Source organism: Haloferax sp. DFSO60 (genome assembly GCF_046557615.1).
Classification (GTDB): domain Archaea; phylum Halobacteriota; class Halobacteria; order Halobacteriales; family Haloferacaceae; genus Haloferax.
Genome location: NZ_JBKIII010000001.1, coordinates 1559689 through 1575517, shown reverse-complemented (window position 1 = coordinate 1575517; position 15829 = coordinate 1559689). Strand labels below are relative to the sequence as shown.

The 15829-nt window shown below is 60.3% G+C and carries 20 protein-coding genes; 10 read left to right on the top strand and 10 right to left on the bottom strand.

Going from position 1 to position 15829, the window contains the following annotated elements; all coding sequences use genetic code 11:
* Positions 1-44 precede the first annotated feature (44 nt).
* Positions 45-557 (top strand): DedA family protein, encoded by a 513-nt coding sequence (locus ACK509_RS08495; RefSeq protein WP_410766044.1) that lies wholly within the window; start codon positions 45-47, stop codon positions 555-557.
* A gap of 35 nt (positions 558-592) precedes the next feature.
* On the opposite strand, the gene ACK509_RS08490 is transcribed toward ACK509_RS08495, so the two are convergent.
* Together ACK509_RS08490 and ACK509_RS08485 are read right to left on the bottom strand one after the other, a co-directional pair.
* Positions 593-754 carry a DUF6757 family protein gene (locus tag ACK509_RS08490; protein ID WP_390225193.1) on the bottom strand — a complete coding sequence of 54 codons (162 nt, stop codon included), beginning with the start codon at positions 752-754 and terminating at the stop codon, positions 593-595.
* 75 nt (positions 755-829) lie between these two features.
* Positions 830-1624 (bottom strand): PHP domain-containing protein, encoded by a 795-nt coding sequence (locus ACK509_RS08485; protein ID WP_410766043.1) that lies wholly within the window; start codon positions 1622-1624, stop codon positions 830-832.
* 125 nt (positions 1625-1749) lie between these two features.
* On the opposite strand from ACK509_RS08485, the gene ACK509_RS08480 reads away from it, so the two are divergent.
* Entirely contained in the window at positions 1750-2034 is a 285-nt protein-coding gene (locus ACK509_RS08480; protein ID WP_410766042.1) for a DUF2795 domain-containing protein, read from the top strand.
* A gap of 46 nt (positions 2035-2080) precedes the next feature.
* On the opposite strand, the gene ACK509_RS08475 is transcribed toward ACK509_RS08480, so the two are convergent.
* Positions 2081-3085 carry a DUF5784 family protein gene (locus tag ACK509_RS08475; RefSeq protein WP_410766041.1) on the bottom strand — a complete coding sequence of 335 codons (1005 nt, stop codon included), beginning with the start codon at positions 3083-3085 and terminating at the stop codon, positions 2081-2083.
* Between the two features lie 116 nt (positions 3086-3201).
* Between ACK509_RS08475 and ACK509_RS08470 the strand changes: the two genes are divergently transcribed.
* The gene (locus tag ACK509_RS08470; RefSeq protein ID WP_410766040.1) at positions 3202-3378 is read left to right on the top strand and encodes a DUF5786 family protein; all 177 of its coding nucleotides are present in this window, start codon (positions 3202-3204) and stop codon (positions 3376-3378) included.
* Between the two features lie 7 nt (positions 3379-3385).
* On the opposite strand, the gene ACK509_RS08465 is transcribed toward ACK509_RS08470, so the two are convergent.
* From ACK509_RS08465 to ACK509_RS08455, 3 genes are read right to left on the bottom strand one after another with little or no spacing between them, the layout of a single operon-like run.
* A complete protein-coding gene (locus ACK509_RS08465; protein WP_410766039.1) occupies positions 3386-4081 on the bottom strand; it encodes a hypothetical protein in 696 nt (231 codons plus the stop codon).
* A 60-nt stretch (positions 4082-4141) separates the two neighbouring features.
* On the bottom strand, positions 4142-5065 hold the full coding sequence (locus tag ACK509_RS08460; protein ID WP_410766038.1) for an NAD(P)H-binding protein: 924 nt from the start codon (positions 5063-5065) through the stop codon (positions 4142-4144).
* Between the two features lie 59 nt (positions 5066-5124).
* Positions 5125-5988 carry a YkgJ family cysteine cluster protein gene (locus ACK509_RS08455; RefSeq protein ID WP_410766037.1) on the bottom strand — a complete coding sequence of 288 codons (864 nt, stop codon included), beginning with the start codon at positions 5986-5988 and terminating at the stop codon, positions 5125-5127.
* 75 nt (positions 5989-6063) lie between these two features.
* Between ACK509_RS08455 and ACK509_RS08450 the strand changes: the two genes are divergently transcribed.
* From ACK509_RS08450 to ACK509_RS08440, 3 genes are all read left to right on the top strand, one after another.
* A complete protein-coding gene (locus ACK509_RS08450) occupies positions 6064-6267 on the top strand; it encodes a hypothetical protein (protein WP_410766036.1) in 204 nt (67 codons plus the stop codon).
* A gap of 70 nt (positions 6268-6337) precedes the next feature.
* Positions 6338-8185: a helicase C-terminal domain-containing protein gene (locus ACK509_RS08445; RefSeq protein WP_410766035.1), complete on the top strand. Its 1848-nt coding sequence runs from the start codon at positions 6338-6340 to the stop codon at positions 8183-8185.
* A gap of 408 nt (positions 8186-8593) precedes the next feature.
* Positions 8594-8788: a hypothetical protein gene (locus ACK509_RS08440; protein WP_410766034.1), complete on the top strand. Its 195-nt coding sequence runs from the start codon at positions 8594-8596 to the stop codon at positions 8786-8788.
* A gap of 3 nt (positions 8789-8791) precedes the next feature.
* Here ACK509_RS08440 and ACK509_RS08435 read toward each other — a convergent pair whose 3' ends face one another.
* From ACK509_RS08435 to ACK509_RS08425, 3 genes are read right to left on the bottom strand one after another with little or no spacing between them, the layout of a single operon-like run.
* Positions 8792-9916: a 60S ribosomal export protein NMD3 gene (locus tag ACK509_RS08435; protein ID WP_410766033.1), complete on the bottom strand. Its 1125-nt coding sequence runs from the start codon at positions 9914-9916 to the stop codon at positions 8792-8794.
* Positions 9917-9953: 37 nt separating this feature from the next.
* Complete coding sequence (locus tag ACK509_RS08430) at positions 9954-10586, bottom strand: phosphoribosyltransferase (protein ID WP_410766032.1); 633 nt, start codon at positions 10584-10586, stop codon at positions 9954-9956.
* Positions 10587-10636: 50 nt separating this feature from the next.
* Positions 10637-11527 carry an NAD-dependent epimerase/dehydratase family protein gene (locus ACK509_RS08425; RefSeq protein ID WP_410766031.1) on the bottom strand — a complete coding sequence of 297 codons (891 nt, stop codon included), beginning with the start codon at positions 11525-11527 and terminating at the stop codon, positions 10637-10639.
* Positions 11528-11625: 98 nt separating this feature from the next.
* Here ACK509_RS08425 and htpX point away from each other — a divergent pair, with 98 nt between their 5' ends.
* The 4 genes from htpX to pspAB are packed head-to-tail and all read left to right on the top strand — an operon-like array spanning position 11626 to position 15562.
* Positions 11626-12507, top strand: a complete 882-nt coding sequence (htpX, locus tag ACK509_RS08420; RefSeq protein WP_410766030.1) for a zinc metalloprotease HtpX — start codon at positions 11626-11628, stop codon at positions 12505-12507.
* A gap of 58 nt (positions 12508-12565) precedes the next feature.
* Positions 12566-13774 carry a PQQ-binding-like beta-propeller repeat protein gene (locus tag ACK509_RS08415; protein ID WP_410766029.1) on the top strand — a complete coding sequence of 403 codons (1209 nt, stop codon included), beginning with the start codon at positions 12566-12568 and terminating at the stop codon, positions 13772-13774.
* 39 nt (positions 13775-13813) lie between these two features.
* Positions 13814-14908 carry a phosphotransferase family protein gene (locus ACK509_RS08410; protein WP_410766028.1) on the top strand — a complete coding sequence of 365 codons (1095 nt, stop codon included), beginning with the start codon at positions 13814-13816 and terminating at the stop codon, positions 14906-14908.
* Positions 14909-14956: 48 nt separating this feature from the next.
* Positions 14957-15562 carry a PspA-associated protein PspAB gene (gene pspAB, locus ACK509_RS08405; protein ID WP_410766027.1) on the top strand — a complete coding sequence of 202 codons (606 nt, stop codon included), beginning with the start codon at positions 14957-14959 and terminating at the stop codon, positions 15560-15562.
* 13 nt (positions 15563-15575) lie between these two features.
* On the opposite strand, the gene ACK509_RS08400 is transcribed toward pspAB, so the two are convergent.
* The gene (locus ACK509_RS08400) at positions 15576-15800 is read right to left on the bottom strand and encodes a hypothetical protein (protein WP_410766026.1); all 225 of its coding nucleotides are present in this window, start codon (positions 15798-15800) and stop codon (positions 15576-15578) included.
* Between the last annotated feature and the right edge of the window lie 29 nt (positions 15801-15829).

Sequence of the window (15829 nt, the reverse complement as noted above, 5' to 3'; positions counted from 1 at the left end):
TCATGCACATCATAACCAAATTCGTCGTGTGGCTAGAGTGGGTGATGAGCAGTGTTGTCCCCGAACTGCCGGAGGTCTTGCGCCAACTCTTAGCCTCGGAGTTTGCATTCGTGATTCTCTTCTTGGTGTTTATCCTCGAAGGAGCGATGTTGCTGTACGTCGTTCCGAGTGAACTCCTCGTCCCCGGCGCACTCGTCCTTATCGGCCCAGAGTACCTGATTCCAATCCTCGCTGTCGCCGTCCTCGGTGCGACTATCGGCCAGTTGGTTCTGTTCACCGTCGCCAAACGCGGCGGGCGCGACTACCTCCTCACTCGGCGCTGGTTCCGCGTCAGCGAGTCGTCGCTCGACCGATTCGATGGCTGGTTCGACCGATGGGGACCGATTGTCATCCCCGCGAGCAACGCGATGTTGTTCACGCGCGGGATGCTCACCGTTCCAGCGGGCTTCTCGGAGATGTCGCCACGAGAGTTCATCGTCCTCTCGGCAGTCGGGACGCTCATCTTCGAGAGTGCGCTCGCGGCGCTCTACATCTTCGGTGGGAGAGTTCTGAGCTAAAACAAGCAGTCGGTATTGCTACCGATAGGATTCCACTATGTTCGGTTAATATCTAGTTTCTCTTTGAGCGCGGCGAGTTGGTCAGACTCGGCAAGTTCTTCGACGCGTTTGCGGAAATGGCGTTCACAGAGACCGACTTTAATGTGGTCCTTCTCGGCAGCGTAAGCCGCCTGACGTTCGCAGTAGTGACACTGCATACCGCTCTATCAGGGCTGATAGGATTTAAGCCTACGTACTCGGTAGTTTTCGGAGTTATAACGCGTATAACCACACTAGAAGGCAGATATTCTGTCACTAATTCTACTAAATTCGTCTCGTGGTGGACCCGCCCGTCCTAGTCTGGTGTCGTGACAATCGCTCCCGCCGGTGGCCAAGAGGTCGTACTTCTCGATTGCCGAATCGAGCAAGTCCGTCTCGACGGGGAATCCGTACGGGTAGTAGCGTTCGATTGCATCGAGGTCGGCACAGAGTTCTATCGCGCCCGCCGGGTCGCGGTAGCGGAACGGGTGGGCGAGGCTGACCACGTCGCAGGCCGATTTGAGCGCGGCGACGCCATCGTCGAACGAGGGCAGTTCACGCGGGACGTAGCACGGGCTGCCGCCGCCGATGAGTTCGTCGAACGCACCTTGGTAGTCGTAGGGTGCGTCGCTCACGTCGATTGCGCGGGCGATGTGCGGGCGCCCCACGCCGTCTTGGATGTCGATGTCGATGATGACCTCCGTCTCGTCTTCGACGCGCTCGACGATTTCGCGCGCGCGTTCGACACGATCCTCTTGGAGTCGGGTGATTTCGCGTGTCAGTGCGGGCGTCTGTTCGACGCCGTACCCGAGCAAATCTACCTGTCTGTCTCCTGCATCCACGCGGAGTTCGATGCCGTGGATGATGGTCAGGCCATCGCGTTCGACCACTGGGGCGTCGAGTTCCGGATGGTATCGGTCGTGGTCGGTGACGGCGACCACTTCGACGCCACCCGCGTGGGCCGCGGCGGGCAGTTGCTCGATAGTGAGCTGGCCGTCCGACGCCGTGGTATGCAGATGGAGGTCTGCAGCGGGGTTCTCGTGGCTCATACTCGAATTTGCGCACCTGAGAAGTACAAGCTTTGCGCACCATTAAGGACCATTAAGGACTACTAAGCCACTAATCATCCTCATGGACAATCATTAAGAATAGGTACCGGACATGTGTGGTTGTAATGCGTTTGAATGAACTCGGCGACGTCATCGCGCGCCACGAGTACCCGACCAGCTCTACCGACTTCGTTACCCAATATGGGGAAGAAGTAATCGAACTCCAGAACGGGCACGAGACGGTCGCAGCAATCATCTCTCGGCTCGGTGACGAAATCTACACCTGCCCGCAGGACGTGCTCGATGCCCTCTACACCGGCGTTGGCCACGAGGCAATCGGGCGGCGCTACTACAGCGACCGCGACCCAACGTCTTTCGGAGAGAACGGACCACAACAGGTTTCGTTCTAATCAAGCCTCGGGCCGTCACGCCCGAACTATGCTCACGGTCTGTTTCCTATTTTACCCACGACAACTCGACTGGAACTGAGCCTTTGCTGTAGCCTTCGACGTGCCCGTCCGGGCGGAGTCGAAACACCACGGCGGGCCGATGTCGAACGTCTGGCTTTTCGGCCATGATCGACGCCCAGTCGTCGTCGGGGAACGACGAACAATCCACGAAGAGCGTCACGCCGCCGCCGTGTTCAGCAAGTTGGCCTGAGCCACCCGTCTTCGTCTCTGCGGTATCTCGAATCGCGGCGATTGGATTGCTGACAGAGCGTTGATTCGGTGGGAGCGGGCGCGTCACTTCGATGAGTGGACCACCGCTCTGCATGCCTTTGGCCCGAAAGTCGATGGAGTGACCGGTCGTCACTTCGATTTCCGGTACCACGTCGTAGCCCGCTTCGGTGAGGAGATACGCCACGTCGAACTCGCCCATCGCCGCCGCCATGCGAACCTGGTCGAAGTACTCCGAAGTGCCGAGTTTTCCGGCCATCACTTCTCGGTATTCGTCGAGGACGCCGGTCGAGAAGAACGAGTCGTAGAATCGGAGTGCTTCGTCACGTGTCGTATCCGGGAAGCCTGCGTTGTAGTCGTAGAAGAACTCGCGGGTCGTCTTCCGGCCGTCTTTCGAGAGAAACACCGGGAGGAAGAACCACGAGAGGTATGGGTAGGGCTCGAGCCACGGTGACTCCTCGAACAGTTCGGCAATCAACTCGCGTTGTGCCCACCGAGAGAGTTCGAAAGGGGCTTGGTCGAATCCTTCTTTGTCGGTTCGCCACAGTGAACTCGGCGTCTCGGTGTTCCCGAGCCAATAGGCGTGGTCGTCGGTCCAGGCGAAGAGCGCGATGTCGCCGTTGTCCATATCGAAACGGACGGCGTCGTACCCGGTTGGCGGACTGTTCAGCGGTGCGCTCATCTCGGCACCGAGATTAGAATCGAGGGGTTGGAGAATCTCGCGACGAATCCGCGAGTCGTCCCACATCCCGGGCGCATATCGAAATCGAAGCGGGCGTGCCACACTCCTTCTAGCCCGGGGGATGGTTTTATCCTTTCTTGCCTTCCGGCTCTAATTATCACTATTTTGAATTTCTCCGATAACTATATGTGTGATACATACACACGGTATGGTGTATCATGTCAATGGGGGCCTACGACGAAGCCGAACATGAACGCCGCGAACGGATGACCAGTCAGGTCGAACCGGGAACAGACGACACCCGGAAAACCTACCGTGGCACTGTTCAGTTCGACTCTGGCGACTCAGCGGACGCGCTACTCGAACAATTCAAGCAGATGAAGTCCGATAGCTGAAGCCTGATTATTTTCGCGTTGTCGCCACCGTCGCCACTGAGACGACAGTCACCGCAACGACGTGCCCGCCGACAGCGACCAACAACACGGGCTCGTCGAGGAGGAACGGCACGAGTGCTAACTGAGCGATAGCGAATCCGACGTTCAGGAGACTCACCTTTCGAATCGTCCGTGCGGTCGGTTCGCTGAATCGAAAGCTGAGCGTCCCCCACAGGCCGACGACGGCGACCCACCACGACGTTCCAATCCGATAGCAGAGGTCCCACAAGATGAGGAGCGTCAAGTAGACGACGACGATTGGTGGGTTCTCACCGAACAGCGTCGTCAACAGCGGCGTCGCACTCTCTCGTGGGTCGAAGACGAACAGGTGCGTCACGAGCGCGATGAACGCCAATACTGCGAGTACGACTTCGATGCTCGACCCGAACAGGAGCCTCCGATACGACCCGGGTACCGCTGTCGAACGAATCCACTCGCCCATTCGGAGCATGACGACACTCCCTGAGGCCGCGACGAGAATCGCAATCGTCCCGGCGATAGCCGCCGCCCAGAGGTCGTACACCCAGGTCAACGCGAGTACGGCAACCTCGAAAATCGCAATCTGAAGGGCGATTGCACCGCGTTCACCGATGTCGATACCGGGTAACGCGCCGACGATACTCTCGTAGACCCACGTCTCACCGTAGTCCGGCGACTCGTTCACCGCTCGTTCCTCACTGCGTGTGTTTTCGACTCTCCGACGTCCGTTCTCAGCGTTCCCACGTTAGACCCCAGTTTGGGTTTCGATACTGATTGGTTCGATGGGTTCGCCCCCGAGTGCCGCGGCCACGGCGTCGTCGAACGGCGTCAGTTCGAGCGGGACGATGTCGCGGATGCGCTCGTCGTGGACGACGACCGGATTCTTCAGCCCCTCGATGAGTGGCCGGGCCACGCTCGTCTCTACGTCGGTGACGAGGCCAATCCAGTACGACGAGAGTCGCGGTGTCAACACGGGGACGGGAACAATCGTCGGTGACTGTTTGATGTGCGCGCCGACACGTTGGAGAATCTCGCGGTACGTCAGTACCTCAGGACCACCAATTTCGTACGTCTCTCCCGCCGTCTCCGGGTGGTCGAGGACGCCGACGAGGTAGCCCACCACGTCGTCGATGGCGATTGGTTGGCATTCCGTTTCGACCCACTGTGGGGTCACCATCACGGGCAGTCGAGTCGCGAGTTGGCGAATCATCTCGAAACTCGCACTGCCGTCGCCGATGATGATGGCTGCCCGCAGTGTCGTCACCGAAAACGAGCCACTGTGGAGCAGGTGTTCGACTTCGCGGCGTGACCGAAGGTGCGGTGACAACCGGTCGCGTTCTTCGCCGAGTCCGCCGAGGTAGATGACGCGCTGGACGCCTTCGGCAGTCGCCGCCGCGACGAAATTCCGCGCGGCGAGTCGGTCACGTGATTCGAAATCACCGCCCGCACGCATCGAGTGAACGAGGTAGTACGCGGCTTCGACGCCATCCATCGCGCCTTCGAGCGTCTCGGCGTCGAAGAGGTCGCCTTCGACGACTTCGACACCTTCCGGTGTGACGTACTGCGTTCGGTCGCGAACGAGTGCGACTACCTCGTGTCCTGCCTCGGAGAGCGCCGGAACGAGGTGCCTGCCGACGAACCCTGTGGCACCGGTCACGAGTACCTTCATGCAGTATGGTAACGCACTGTGTGGTGTTAAACTCGTCTCGTCGTTCGCTTTCTATCCACTCAGTTCCATCCCGACGTTTCTGGCGCACCGCGTTCGACTTCGACTAATTTGGGGTCTGGTGCCCCGTTCGCTGGTTCGCCGAGCGACGTGACGGCCGCTTCCCACGCCTCGATAGCCGCGCCAGCCCACGAATCGGCCGCCAGTGCGCGCTCACGACCATCGTTCGCGCGCTGTTCGTCGACTTCGGTCGAACCTGCGTGCGAACCGATGGCGACGCCGACGAACTCTGCCCGCTCTTCAGATGTGAGTTCTCGCGTCTGGAGGTGGTCGATAACGCTCGAAAGTCGGTTCGGGTCGGGGTGGACGAAGAGTTTCGCGCCAAGTGCATGTGGGCCTAAGAGCAACCCTTGGAAGTCCGACGGCGGTGTCGAATCCAGTAAGCGCTCGCCGCCGTGAACGCGCTCGACGCGCGCACACTCTGTGTCCTGTTCGAGCGCGAGGTTGTGACCGGGATACTCCGCGCACTCGTCGGGGTAGAGGTCACTGTCGTGGATGCGACACTGGAGCGTCTCGGGGTCTAAGAACGCACACGCGCGAAGCCACGTCTCGTCCAGACCGAAGGGTGCGACCGGTTTGGGTGGCTTTCGAAAGCCGACGAAGAAGGCGGGCTTGCCGTCGATAGCGGCGACTTCTACACCGTCGATTTCGACACCGCCTTTTTCCGCGCGCCACAGTCGCGGGGTGAGAACGTCACCATAGCCAGCGTTGACGAAGTTCCGAATCTCGTCGCGGGTGAGTGGGACGAGGTTGTAGGTGTCGTCGAGCGGCGCTCGCGGGCCGCGTCGCTCGTGGTCTAATTCGACCGAAGAGACGGGACGCCAGTCGATACAGCATCCGGCGCAGCCTTCGCAATCGACGTGCATACCATACAAATTATCGTCCAATCAACATAATTGTGCTGCGCGGTGCTTTTGAGCGAGAAGCGCGTTTCTCCTGTCATGACTTCAGAACCGTGTGACGCCTGCGGGCAGGACGTGCGAATCGCAGGCGGTATTGGCGACCTCTGGAACTTTCCGACCTCTTCGTCGGGTGGCATGACGCTCGAACTCGTCGATGGCTCTGAGCATTTTCTGTGTTTCGAGTGTATGGAGCGTCTGCCGGGTGACCACGAACCGACAGCCGAAGACGTGGCGGCGCTCTGAGTTCGAGACGCGAACTTCGAGTTTGACGCGGGAGCGGTGGATTTAGGCCTGCCCACCAACACGACATACCGTGGACCCGTCGCGTATCATCGAGTCGTTTCCAGCCCCCAGTTTTCGCGGTAATCAGGAGCAAGCCCTCCGAGACATCCGTGACGCCTTCGACTCCGGAAAGGACGTGGTGCTGGTTCGTGCGCCGACCGGGAGCGGCAAGTCCCTCCTCGCGCGCTCGATAGCGGGGGCCGCTCGGACTGTCGAAGAAGCCAGCCCCGCAGACGCGACAGACGCCTACTACACCACCCCGCAGGTGTCACAACTGGACGACGTTGCCGAAGACGACCTGCTCTCTGACCTGAAAATTATCCGCGGTAAGTCGAACTACAACTGTATTCTCCGTGGTGAGGAGACGACGCCAGTCGATAGGGCACCCTGTGTCCGCGAACGCGGATTCGACTGCACGGTTCGGCACCGCTGTCCGTACTTTTCGGACCGCGCTATCGCCTCGAATCGACAGATTGCGGCGATGACACTCGCGTATTTCATGCAAACAGCGGGGTCGGACGTGTTCAGAAAGCGCGACGTGGTCGTCATCGACGAAGCCCACGGCCTCGCCGAGTGGGCTGAGATGTACGCAACCATCGACCTCCAGCCGCGAACGGTGCCGGTCTGGGACGATATCGGTGTCCCCGACCTCTCGGAAGCGGACGACCCGCTCGAACGCGTCGTTCGATTCGCCGAGACGCTCGCTGGGGTGTGTTCGCGCGTGAAGGACGACTTACTCGCAAAGCCCGAGTTGACGCCCGAAGAGGCCGCCCGGCGCGACCGCCTACAAGAACTCAAGGGCGAACTCCAGTGGTTTATCGAGGACTACCGCGACCCACAGAGTCCCACGACGTGGGTCGTGGACCAACACGACGGCGCGGGGTCGCCCATCTCCATCAAGCCGCTCGACCCAGCGCGGTATCTCCGCCACACGGTGTGGGACCGCGGAAACAAGTTCGCACTCCTCTCGGCGACGATTTTGAACAAGGACGCCTTCTGTCGCTCTGTCGGGTTGGACCCGAAGAAGGTTGCACTCGTGGACGTGGGTCACACGTTCCCCGTCGAAAACCGACCGCTGTACGACGTGACACAGGGGAAGATGACCTACGAACACCGAGACGAGACGCTTCCAAAAATCGCCAAACTCGTCGTTCGGTTGATGGCAAAACACCGTGAGGAGAAGGGCTTGATTCACTGTCACTCCTATGCGATTCAGGCGGAAATTCGTCGCCGACTCGCCGAGCTAGGGCTTGGAAATCGGATTCGTGGCCACGACCGAGAGAACCGAGACGCCGAGTTAGAGACGTGGAAAGCCACGGACGACCCCGAGGTGTTCCTCTCGGTCAAGATGGAAGAGGCGCTGGATTTGAAAGGCGACCTGTGTCGCTGGCAAGTGCTGTGTAAAGCACCGTATCTCAACACAAACGACTCGCGCGTCGCTCGCCGTCTCGAAGACGGCCAGTGGTCGTGGTATCGACGCGCCGCACTCAGTACGGTGATGCAAGCCTGCGGGCGGGTAGTCCGCGCGCCGGACGACTACGGCGACACCTACATCGCCGATTCGAGTCTGCTCCAACTCTTCGACAAGACACGCCACGAGATGCCCGACTGGTTCGCTGAGCAGGTCAATAGGATGTCGAAGCCCACGCTGCCCGAATTCGACCCGGTTGCGGCGGGCGGTCGAGGAAGCAATGCGTCGCGCGCCCAGTCTAATTGGTCGGGGGATTCGACCACGACCAGTCAGTCACGAACATCGACCCAGCAGTCGAGCGGTTCCTCAGCAGGGAGTTCAACTTCGGGGAGTTCGGAGAGCAGTCGCTCGCGCAAGGACGACGATGGCAAGAAGAGCCACCCGCTCTCTGACGTCTGGGGAGAGTAATTACAGCGCGAAGCTAACCGCGTAGAACAAACTCGACCCGAGCATCAACGCTACGAGCGTCAGTGCCAGGATTTGTTGGGTGTTCATACTGCGATATTCGCGCAGCGATGAAATTAACGGTTTGGGACCAGTTCTCTGCTGTGATACTTTTGGGACACTACTGGTGTGTCTGTCACACCTAATCGTGCGACGGCATGGCACTATTGTGGCAAAAATCACCACTCCGTCCACTCTGTCCGGGAAGTTCGTGCCAAATTTCACATGATTGTTAATGCTAGTGGCTGTTTGGCAAAGGTATGCACAAAATGGGTTGTTGTTTGTAAAGCTATGGAGAGACTAACTCTGTGTTTGACACGCTTTCTCACGTAATAGTTAACACCTTGGCCCCTGAATGAGGGTGTATCGGCCATGCACTCTACCGCACTCGCCACGGCGATGACACTGTACCGCAGCGGGACTCTCACACTCTCGCAGGCGGCAACGCGTTCTGGCTACTCGGAAAAAGAACTCACTGTTGCGCTCCAGCGCCACGGCATCACCGTGCGAGAATCTGAAACGACTGTGCGCGTCGCCCCCGCCGACACCCCGGCGAGCGCTGACTAATTTCTACTCGTCGTCTTCGACGACCGCATCCGGCAAGATGTGTAATCCGGCTTGACTCTTGAGTACCGACACCATCTGCGCGTCGGGGTCGAAGTAGTCCGGCCGCGGAATCGTCTTCGCTTCGAACGTCACCGGGTCGAGTACCTGCACTGCGTGTTCGTCTTCGACCGTGACGACGGTCGTTTCTTCGGCATCTTCGACAGACCCGAGCGGTTCTGCGTCTGGGTTTTCACCCTCTTCGAACGCCGCGACGTACTCTTCTCCGGAGGCGAGGCGCGTTCCGTGGAGTCGCCCGCGATTACTGCGAACCAACACCGGCCCGTCGCCGTCTTCGGGGTCGATGATGTCTCCTTCGACAAAGCGCGGGAGGCGCGTGACGAACGTGACGCGGTAGACTTCGTTGCCGTCGCCGTCTTCGGTGACGAGCGTCGGGTGTTCGTCGATGATTCCACCGAGTTCCTCGCGGATACGTTTCGAAATCCCGCTGGCCATCTTGTTGCTCGAAATCTTCATGTTCGGCCCGTCGGGTGCGCGGTCCACTTCCGTGATGAACGCGTTTCGGTCGCCTTTCTGCTCACGTTCGGCGATGTAGGATTCGGCGATTTCGATGGCTCTCTCGGCCTCTTCTTTCGTCGGGACGCGCGTGTCTGCGCGGACTTGGATGATGCTGGCGAAGTAGCCACCGGCGATGCGCCCACACCGCTGGCACGTCTCGCGGGCGATGCTCACGGGGACGATGACGGTCTCTTCGACCGGCGTTCCGCGAACGACACCCGAGAAGTGGCAGTGCATCCGGATGTTGTTCTGGTCGATTTGCTCGGGCTCGACGCCCCACTGAATCTCTTCGGCGTTGATGTGGACACCGAGCGACTGCGAGACCTCGTCGATGGCGACGTCCGTGTAGTCCTGTGCGCCGACGTCTACCCAGCGGTTGCCGCGATGGAGGGCACCGCACTGGGCGCAGACGCGGACTTGGATTTTGTCGGGCGCATCTACGAGGTCGAAATCCTCGAAATAGCAGGAATCACAGAGAACGTCGTCGCGCTCGCGTGGCATCCCGGGGAGCGGTTCCGGTCGCTCCGGAATCGGGTCACCGCATCGCGGACAAAAATCGCGGGATTCACTCATTGCCCGCTCTAGCGTGTTCGGGCGCTTAAATTCCGCGTCACGCACCCGCGCCGCCGAGGTACCCCACCGCATCGTCGTCGGAGACCTGTGCGAAGTTTCGGTAGAACGCACCCACCGCGCCGAAGACGACAGGTGTCTCGACGGCGACGACTTCGTCGCACTCAGCTTCGAGTTCGGCAATCGAGTGTTCGGGGGCGACTGGAACCGCGAGAACGACGTGTTCGGCCCCGGCGGCGTTCACCTGCCGGAGACACGCGCGAACGGTCGCTCCCGTGGCGATGCCGTCGTCCACGATGATGACGCGCTTTCCTTCGAGGTCTGGAATCGGGTCTCCCCCACGGTATCGGGCGACTTTCTCTCTGGCTACTTCGGCTTCGTGCTGGCGCTCCCGTTCGAGATACGCATCTTCGACGGGGAAGTACGATAGCAAGTCGTCGTTCCACCAGACGCTTCCATCGCCCGCGACCGCGCCGATGGCTAACTCTGGATTGCTCGGCGCACCTACTTTCGACGCGACCACCACGTCTAACGGAGTATCGAGCGCATCTGCGACTTCTCGACCGACAGGAAGTCCACCGCGCGGAATCGCGAGGATGACGTCCGCCGTCTCACCGCGTTCCACCAGTAACTCCCCCAGTCGGCGACCCGCATCGGTTCTGTCGGCGAACATAGGACTAGATTGGTGGTGCAACCCGAAAACTGAACCGCTAATTTGATTCGTTACTCCCAGAGAACGGGCTCTGCAACGTTTTCGTCAGCCGCTTCGCGCCACGAGTGCGACGGTTGCCAGCCAACGAGGGCCTGTGCTTTCGCGGTCGAAAGCGCCGACTTGTCGCCATCGAGCGCGCACTGCTCGGGAAGGTCACCGAAGAACTCCTCGACGGCCTCAGCGGTCGGTCGGTCGAGGTAGTTGTCGGCGGCGGCGGCGTGGAGTGCTTCGTGGCCCGTGACCGGGTGTGCGAGTGCCGCGACCACGAGGTCGGCCACGTCGCGCACGTCTACGTAGGACCAGCAGTTACCGGCGCCGCCCGCGAGGTCATCGGATTCGGCGATATTGCGGCAGGGGTAGTCGCCGGGGTACTGAATCCACGAGGGCCGAATCGCACAGGTGGAGATGTCGTACTTGCGGGCGACCATCTTCGAGACTTCCTCACCCGCAACTTTGGCGGTCCCGTAGGGGTCTTCGGGCCGGAACGGGTGTTCTTCGGTGATTGGGAGAAAGTCGGGAAGCGGCGTCTCCTCGGCGAACGCAAAGCCGTAGGCGCTCTCGGAGGATGCCCAGACGATTCGTGCATCCGCGCGGGCCGCCGCGACGAGGACGTTGTAGGTCGATTGGACGTTCGTCTCGAAGACGCGACTGCCCGCGTGGCGCGTCGGCGACGGAATCGCCGCCCAGTGGACGACGGCGTCTGGGTCGAGGTCGGCAAAGAGGTCGGCGACTTCGCCCATCTCGGTCAGGTCGGCCGCACGGAAATCGACGTTCTCTCTCGCGTCAACCTCGAATCCGGGCTGTGTGAGGTCCACGGCGATAACGTCGTACTCTTCTGCGAGTCGGTCGGTAATCCAGCGACCCGAGCGACCCAGCGCGCCGGTGACGATGACGGTTTCCATAGTGGAGTGGTCGTAGTCGAGGCTACTAACCTTCGGGGAACCGTGCCATCATACCACACTCCAACAGCGTTTATTAGTCGGATTACTAATCACATCGTATGGATTGGAAACCGGACTGGGGACTTCGCGGGCGCATGGCGTTCACGATGTTCCTCCTGTTCGCTCTGTACATCGTCTTTGCAGGCGTACTACTGGTCTACTTCAACAACCTGTTCATCATGGTCGCGTTCATGGGCATCTTCCTCTTCGCCCAGTTCTTCTTCAGCGACAAGCTCGCCCTCTACAGCATGGGCGCGAAAGTCGTGGACGAAGACGACGGCCCGCAGGCCCGCAAGTTACACGCGATGGTCGGTCGCCTCGCTCAGCAGGCAGACCTGCCGAAGCCCAAAGTCGCCATCGCCGACACCTCCGTGCCCAACGCGTTCGCAACCGGGCGCTCGCAGAAGAATTCAGCAGTGTGTGTCACCACCGGCCTGATGCGCACATTGGATGACGACGAGTTAGAAGGCGTCATCGCGCACGAACTCGCGCACGTGAAGAACCGCGACGTGATGGTCATGACCATCGCCTCGTTCCTCTCCAGTATCGCCTTCCTCATCGTCCGCTGGGGGTGGCTCTTCGGCGGCGACGACAACCGCCAGAACATGCCGGTCATCGTCGCTATCATCGCCTCGCTCTTGGTGTGGATTATCTCCTACCTGCTGATTCGCGCCCTCTCGCGCTACCGCGAGTACTCCGCAGACCGCGGTGCGGCGGTCATCACCGGCCAACCCTCGGCGCTCGCCTCCGCCCTGCTCAAGATTTCGGGCCGGATGGAGAGCGTCCCCAAGCGCGACATGCGCGAGACCTCGGAGATGAACGCGTTCTTCATCATCCCAATCAAGTCGGACTTCATCGGTCGGCTTTTCAGCACCCACCCATCGACCGAAAAGCGCGTCGAGCGCCTCCGCGACATGGAGCGCGAGATGGAAACGTTCTGAACGGGCTCTGACTTTTTCACGACTCAAACGTTTTAGCTGTCGGACATGACGTAGCCTCATGAGCGACGAGTGGCGGTGGTGGCGGTACGACCACGCAAACACTGGGTGTACACCACACGCCGGGCCGACTGGCGACGTGTCCTGTCGGTGGACGTACGACGCCGGGTACTTCGTCACGGGAACGCCCGTCATCGCGGACGCAGTGGTCCACGCTGCGACGCAGTTTCCACACGATGCCAAATCGAACCTCCACGGCATCGATGTCGAAAGCGGGACGAAGCGCTATTCGGTTCCAAAAGACGACCCACAGGTCGAACTTCGAGGGTCGCCGACGGTCCTCGATGGCACCGCCTACGTGACGATGTTGGACTTTCCACCGCTCGTCAGAGGATACGATGTTGACACGGGAGAACGAGTCCGCGAGTACGACGGGTCGGCACCACTCAGCACAGAAGGAGTCCCACCACTTGCCGAAGGTGGCATGCTCTACTGTCTCACCGATTGGACACTGAGCGCCGTCGAGATAGAAACTGGTGTGGTTCACTGGTCATTCGCCCCACGTGAGTCGTTCTACGGAGCGGCGGCACTCGTTGGAGACACGCTCTACGTCGGGAGTTCTGGTTTGGGGGACGACGAACTTCGAACCGGTGACGACGACGCCAAGTATGCGAGAAAACAGTCTCCACGGTTGCGAGCACTGGACGCTCGAACCGGAGACATAGAGTGGGAGCGGGCGCTTGACATCGTTCCACGAACCGTTGCTGTCGCTGACCGACGCGTGTTCTGTTGTGGGCCAGAACCGTACTCCCGCTATTCCGTCATCGAATCACCCGTTGGACTTTCTGATGGTGGACTGCCGAAGTACGGCGGCGTCCACGCCTTCTCATCTACTGGAGAACTCCTGTGGACCGTCGAACTCGACGCCCAAATCCGAAGCGCGCCCTCCGTTGCGGATGGAACCGTCCTCGTCGGAACGAGAGACGGCGAAGGGACCGACGCAGCAACCCTGTTCGCACTCGATGCCGAGACGGGCGCTCGGATTTGGTCGCGCGAGGGTGACAGGCACTGGACCGCCGCGTCAGTTGCCAATGGCGTCGTCTATGCAGGCAACACGGGAGGCTACGTCGAAGCCCAGTCCCTCGAAGATGGGTCCGTGTTGTGGCGATTCGAGACAGAAGGAGGCGTCTACGGTCCGCCGTCTATCGCTGGCGGACGACTGTTCGTCGGCGATGCGGATGGGACGGTGTATGCGCTGGAAGAAGCCTGACCCCCGAGCGTTTATCAAACGTCGATAAGTTGTCATCCTATGGCCAGTCTCCCCGGTAATATCGATGTGAGTCGCTTGAAATCGTATCTTGCGGGAGAACTCGGTGTCGAGGTGACTGGCGTCCGACTCCTCGACGACAAACTCAACGTGATGCTCGCCATCTCGACTGCGGACGAGGAGGACGCGTTCGTCCTTCGGCGGCCGAATCGATTGCGGTACACCAACCTCTTTGGTGACTTGAGGCAGGAGTACGAGACACTGCAACGTCTCGAAACGACCACCATTCCGACACAGACGCCGGTACTGTTCTGCGAGGACGAGTCGGTACTCGGAGAACCATTCTTCGTGGCGACGTATCTCGACGGCGAGACGATTCCCGTGGGTGCAGACCTGCCCGAACGATTCCAGAACCCGACCGCACGCGAGCAGGTGGCGACCGGATTTATCGACCTCCTCGCGGAACTGCACTCGCTCGATACTGGCCCGTTCGAAGACGTGTGCAACCATCGCTCACCACGCGACCAGCTCGCTCGTGCCTCCGACCGACTCGACGAGGCCGCGAGTGTGACGGCCCACGACTTTTCGTCGCTCCGGCGTATCGCTTTGTGGCTTCGATCGAACGCTCCCTCGAAGCCGAAGACGACGCTCGTTCACGGCGATTTCGGGCCGAGTAACATCGTCTTCACGGGTGAGAGCAGACCTGAATTTGCGGCGGTCATCGACTGGGAAACCGCATACCTCGGCGACCCGCTGACCGAACTCGGTTACTTCTGTCTCTACTGGCGCGACGACGATGACCCGGCGCTCCCGCTCGATGACCTCGAAGCGAAGTACGCAGAGAAAGGAGGTCTCGATAACGTCCGCGACCTTGACGAGTACGGATTCACACCGTTCTCGACGAAATCGGGAAGTCCGACTCGACACGAACTCATCGACCGCTACGAACAACGCTCGGGCATCGACTTCGACCACAAACGCTTCTATCACGCCTATTCAGCGTTCATGCTCGCAACCGTCTGGGCAGACCTCGACCGACACGACGTGGAAGCTGGGTCGGACGCAACCAGAGGTGCGCTCATCGACTACATGTCGTTCGTCGCCGACGCTGTGATTCGGGGAGACTTTGACCGATAATCGAATCTGTCCCACCACGCTAAGGTATCCCCCCACCTAGCGACGTGCATGGGACTCTTCGATTCACTTCGCGCCGCGCTTGGTATCAGCGCGGAATCTGATGCGACCCGCCGCGCCGACCCCGACGACCTCTTCGGGATGAGTACGGCCTATCTCACGATGGAGGCCGACCTCCGATTCGACTCAGTTGGTGAGGCGGCACTCTGCTTCTCGTCTGTCGATAGCACCGACTTCGAAGAGACGGTCGATGCCGTCGAGACCATCCTCCACGCCGGGAGTGAGGAGACGGGCACCGAGTTCCGTCGCCACAGCGACGAGTACGGCTACAACTGGGTGGTACTCAGCGACGACGACCCCGAGGACCTCGTGACGAGTATCCACTTCGCGGCCGACGAGTTCATCGAACGCGGTTACGGGTCGCGCCTGCTCGCGGCCCTCTTCGGATTCGAGAAGGGTAGCGACAGAGTGTACTGGGTCTACTCGTTCCGCCGCGGTGCGTACTATCCCTTCTCTCCACGCGGGACGAGCGAGCGGAATCAACGACTGGAGTTTAAACTCGAATCGGTGTTAGATGGCGAGTTGGGTATCGAAGACGACGAAGAGTACTGGTATCCGCTGTGGCCCTCGACGGCGAGTGGCCACCCGTGGGAGTAGCGACGACGCCAGTTCAGTCGGTGCCGTAGAGGAGAACCGAGAACAGCACGAACGCGAGTAACCCGCTGCCGAAGAACCCCAGGACAAACCCGACCCAGCCGACTCTCGGGTCGAGAACCACCGACGCAATCCTCACGAGCGCCATCGCACCGACGACGCCAGTGAGAACACACCCGATAACGAGAAACGCCCCAGTCTGCCACTCTTCGATAAATTCGACAGTGGTCTTTTCGGACATGTGTTATTCAAGAATCACGTAAGGGATAG

What these genes read in the sequence shown, in the direction of transcription:
- ACK509_RS08485 (WP_410766043.1), bottom strand. Translation starts at nt 1,624, where the DNA reads ATGAGCCACGAGAACCCCGCTGCAGACCTCCATCTGCATACCACGGCG.
- ACK509_RS08435 (WP_410766033.1), bottom strand. Translation starts at nt 9,916, where the DNA reads ATGAGTGAATCCCGCGATTTTTGTCCGCGATGCGGTGACCCGATTCCG.
- ACK509_RS08480 (WP_410766042.1), top strand. Translation starts at nt 1,750, where the DNA reads ATGCGTTTGAATGAACTCGGCGACGTCATCGCGCGCCACGAGTACCCG.
- ACK509_RS08400 (WP_410766026.1), bottom strand. Translation starts at nt 15,800, where the DNA reads ATGTCCGAAAAGACCACTGTCGAATTTATCGAAGAGTGGCAGACTGGG.
- ACK509_RS08495 (WP_410766044.1), top strand. Translation starts at nt 45, where the DNA reads ATGAGCAGTGTTGTCCCCGAACTGCCGGAGGTCTTGCGCCAACTCTTA.
- ACK509_RS08430 (WP_410766032.1), bottom strand. Translation starts at nt 10,586, where the DNA reads ATGTTCGCCGACAGAACCGATGCGGGTCGCCGACTGGGGGAGTTACTG.
- ACK509_RS08415 (WP_410766029.1), top strand. Translation starts at nt 12,566, where the DNA reads ATGAGCGACGAGTGGCGGTGGTGGCGGTACGACCACGCAAACACTGGG.
- ACK509_RS08440 (WP_410766034.1), top strand. Translation starts at nt 8,594, where the DNA reads ATGCACTCTACCGCACTCGCCACGGCGATGACACTGTACCGCAGCGGG.
- ACK509_RS08450 (WP_410766036.1), top strand. Translation starts at nt 6,064, where the DNA reads ATGACTTCAGAACCGTGTGACGCCTGCGGGCAGGACGTGCGAATCGCA.
- ACK509_RS08470 (WP_410766040.1), top strand. Translation starts at nt 3,202, where the DNA reads ATGTCAATGGGGGCCTACGACGAAGCCGAACATGAACGCCGCGAACGG.
- ACK509_RS08455 (WP_410766037.1), bottom strand. Translation starts at nt 5,988, where the DNA reads ATGCACGTCGATTGCGAAGGCTGCGCCGGATGCTGTATCGACTGGCGT.
- ACK509_RS08460 (WP_410766038.1), bottom strand. Translation starts at nt 5,065, where the DNA reads ATGAAGGTACTCGTGACCGGTGCCACAGGGTTCGTCGGCAGGCACCTC.
- ACK509_RS08425 (WP_410766031.1), bottom strand. Translation starts at nt 11,527, where the DNA reads ATGGAAACCGTCATCGTCACCGGCGCGCTGGGTCGCTCGGGTCGCTGG.
- htpX (WP_410766030.1), top strand. Translation starts at nt 11,626, where the DNA reads ATGGATTGGAAACCGGACTGGGGACTTCGCGGGCGCATGGCGTTCACG.
- ACK509_RS08490 (WP_390225193.1), bottom strand. Translation starts at nt 754, where the DNA reads ATGCAGTGTCACTACTGCGAACGTCAGGCGGCTTACGCTGCCGAGAAG.
- pspAB (WP_410766027.1), top strand. Translation starts at nt 14,957, where the DNA reads ATGGGACTCTTCGATTCACTTCGCGCCGCGCTTGGTATCAGCGCGGAA.
- ACK509_RS08410 (WP_410766028.1), top strand. Translation starts at nt 13,814, where the DNA reads ATGGCCAGTCTCCCCGGTAATATCGATGTGAGTCGCTTGAAATCGTAT.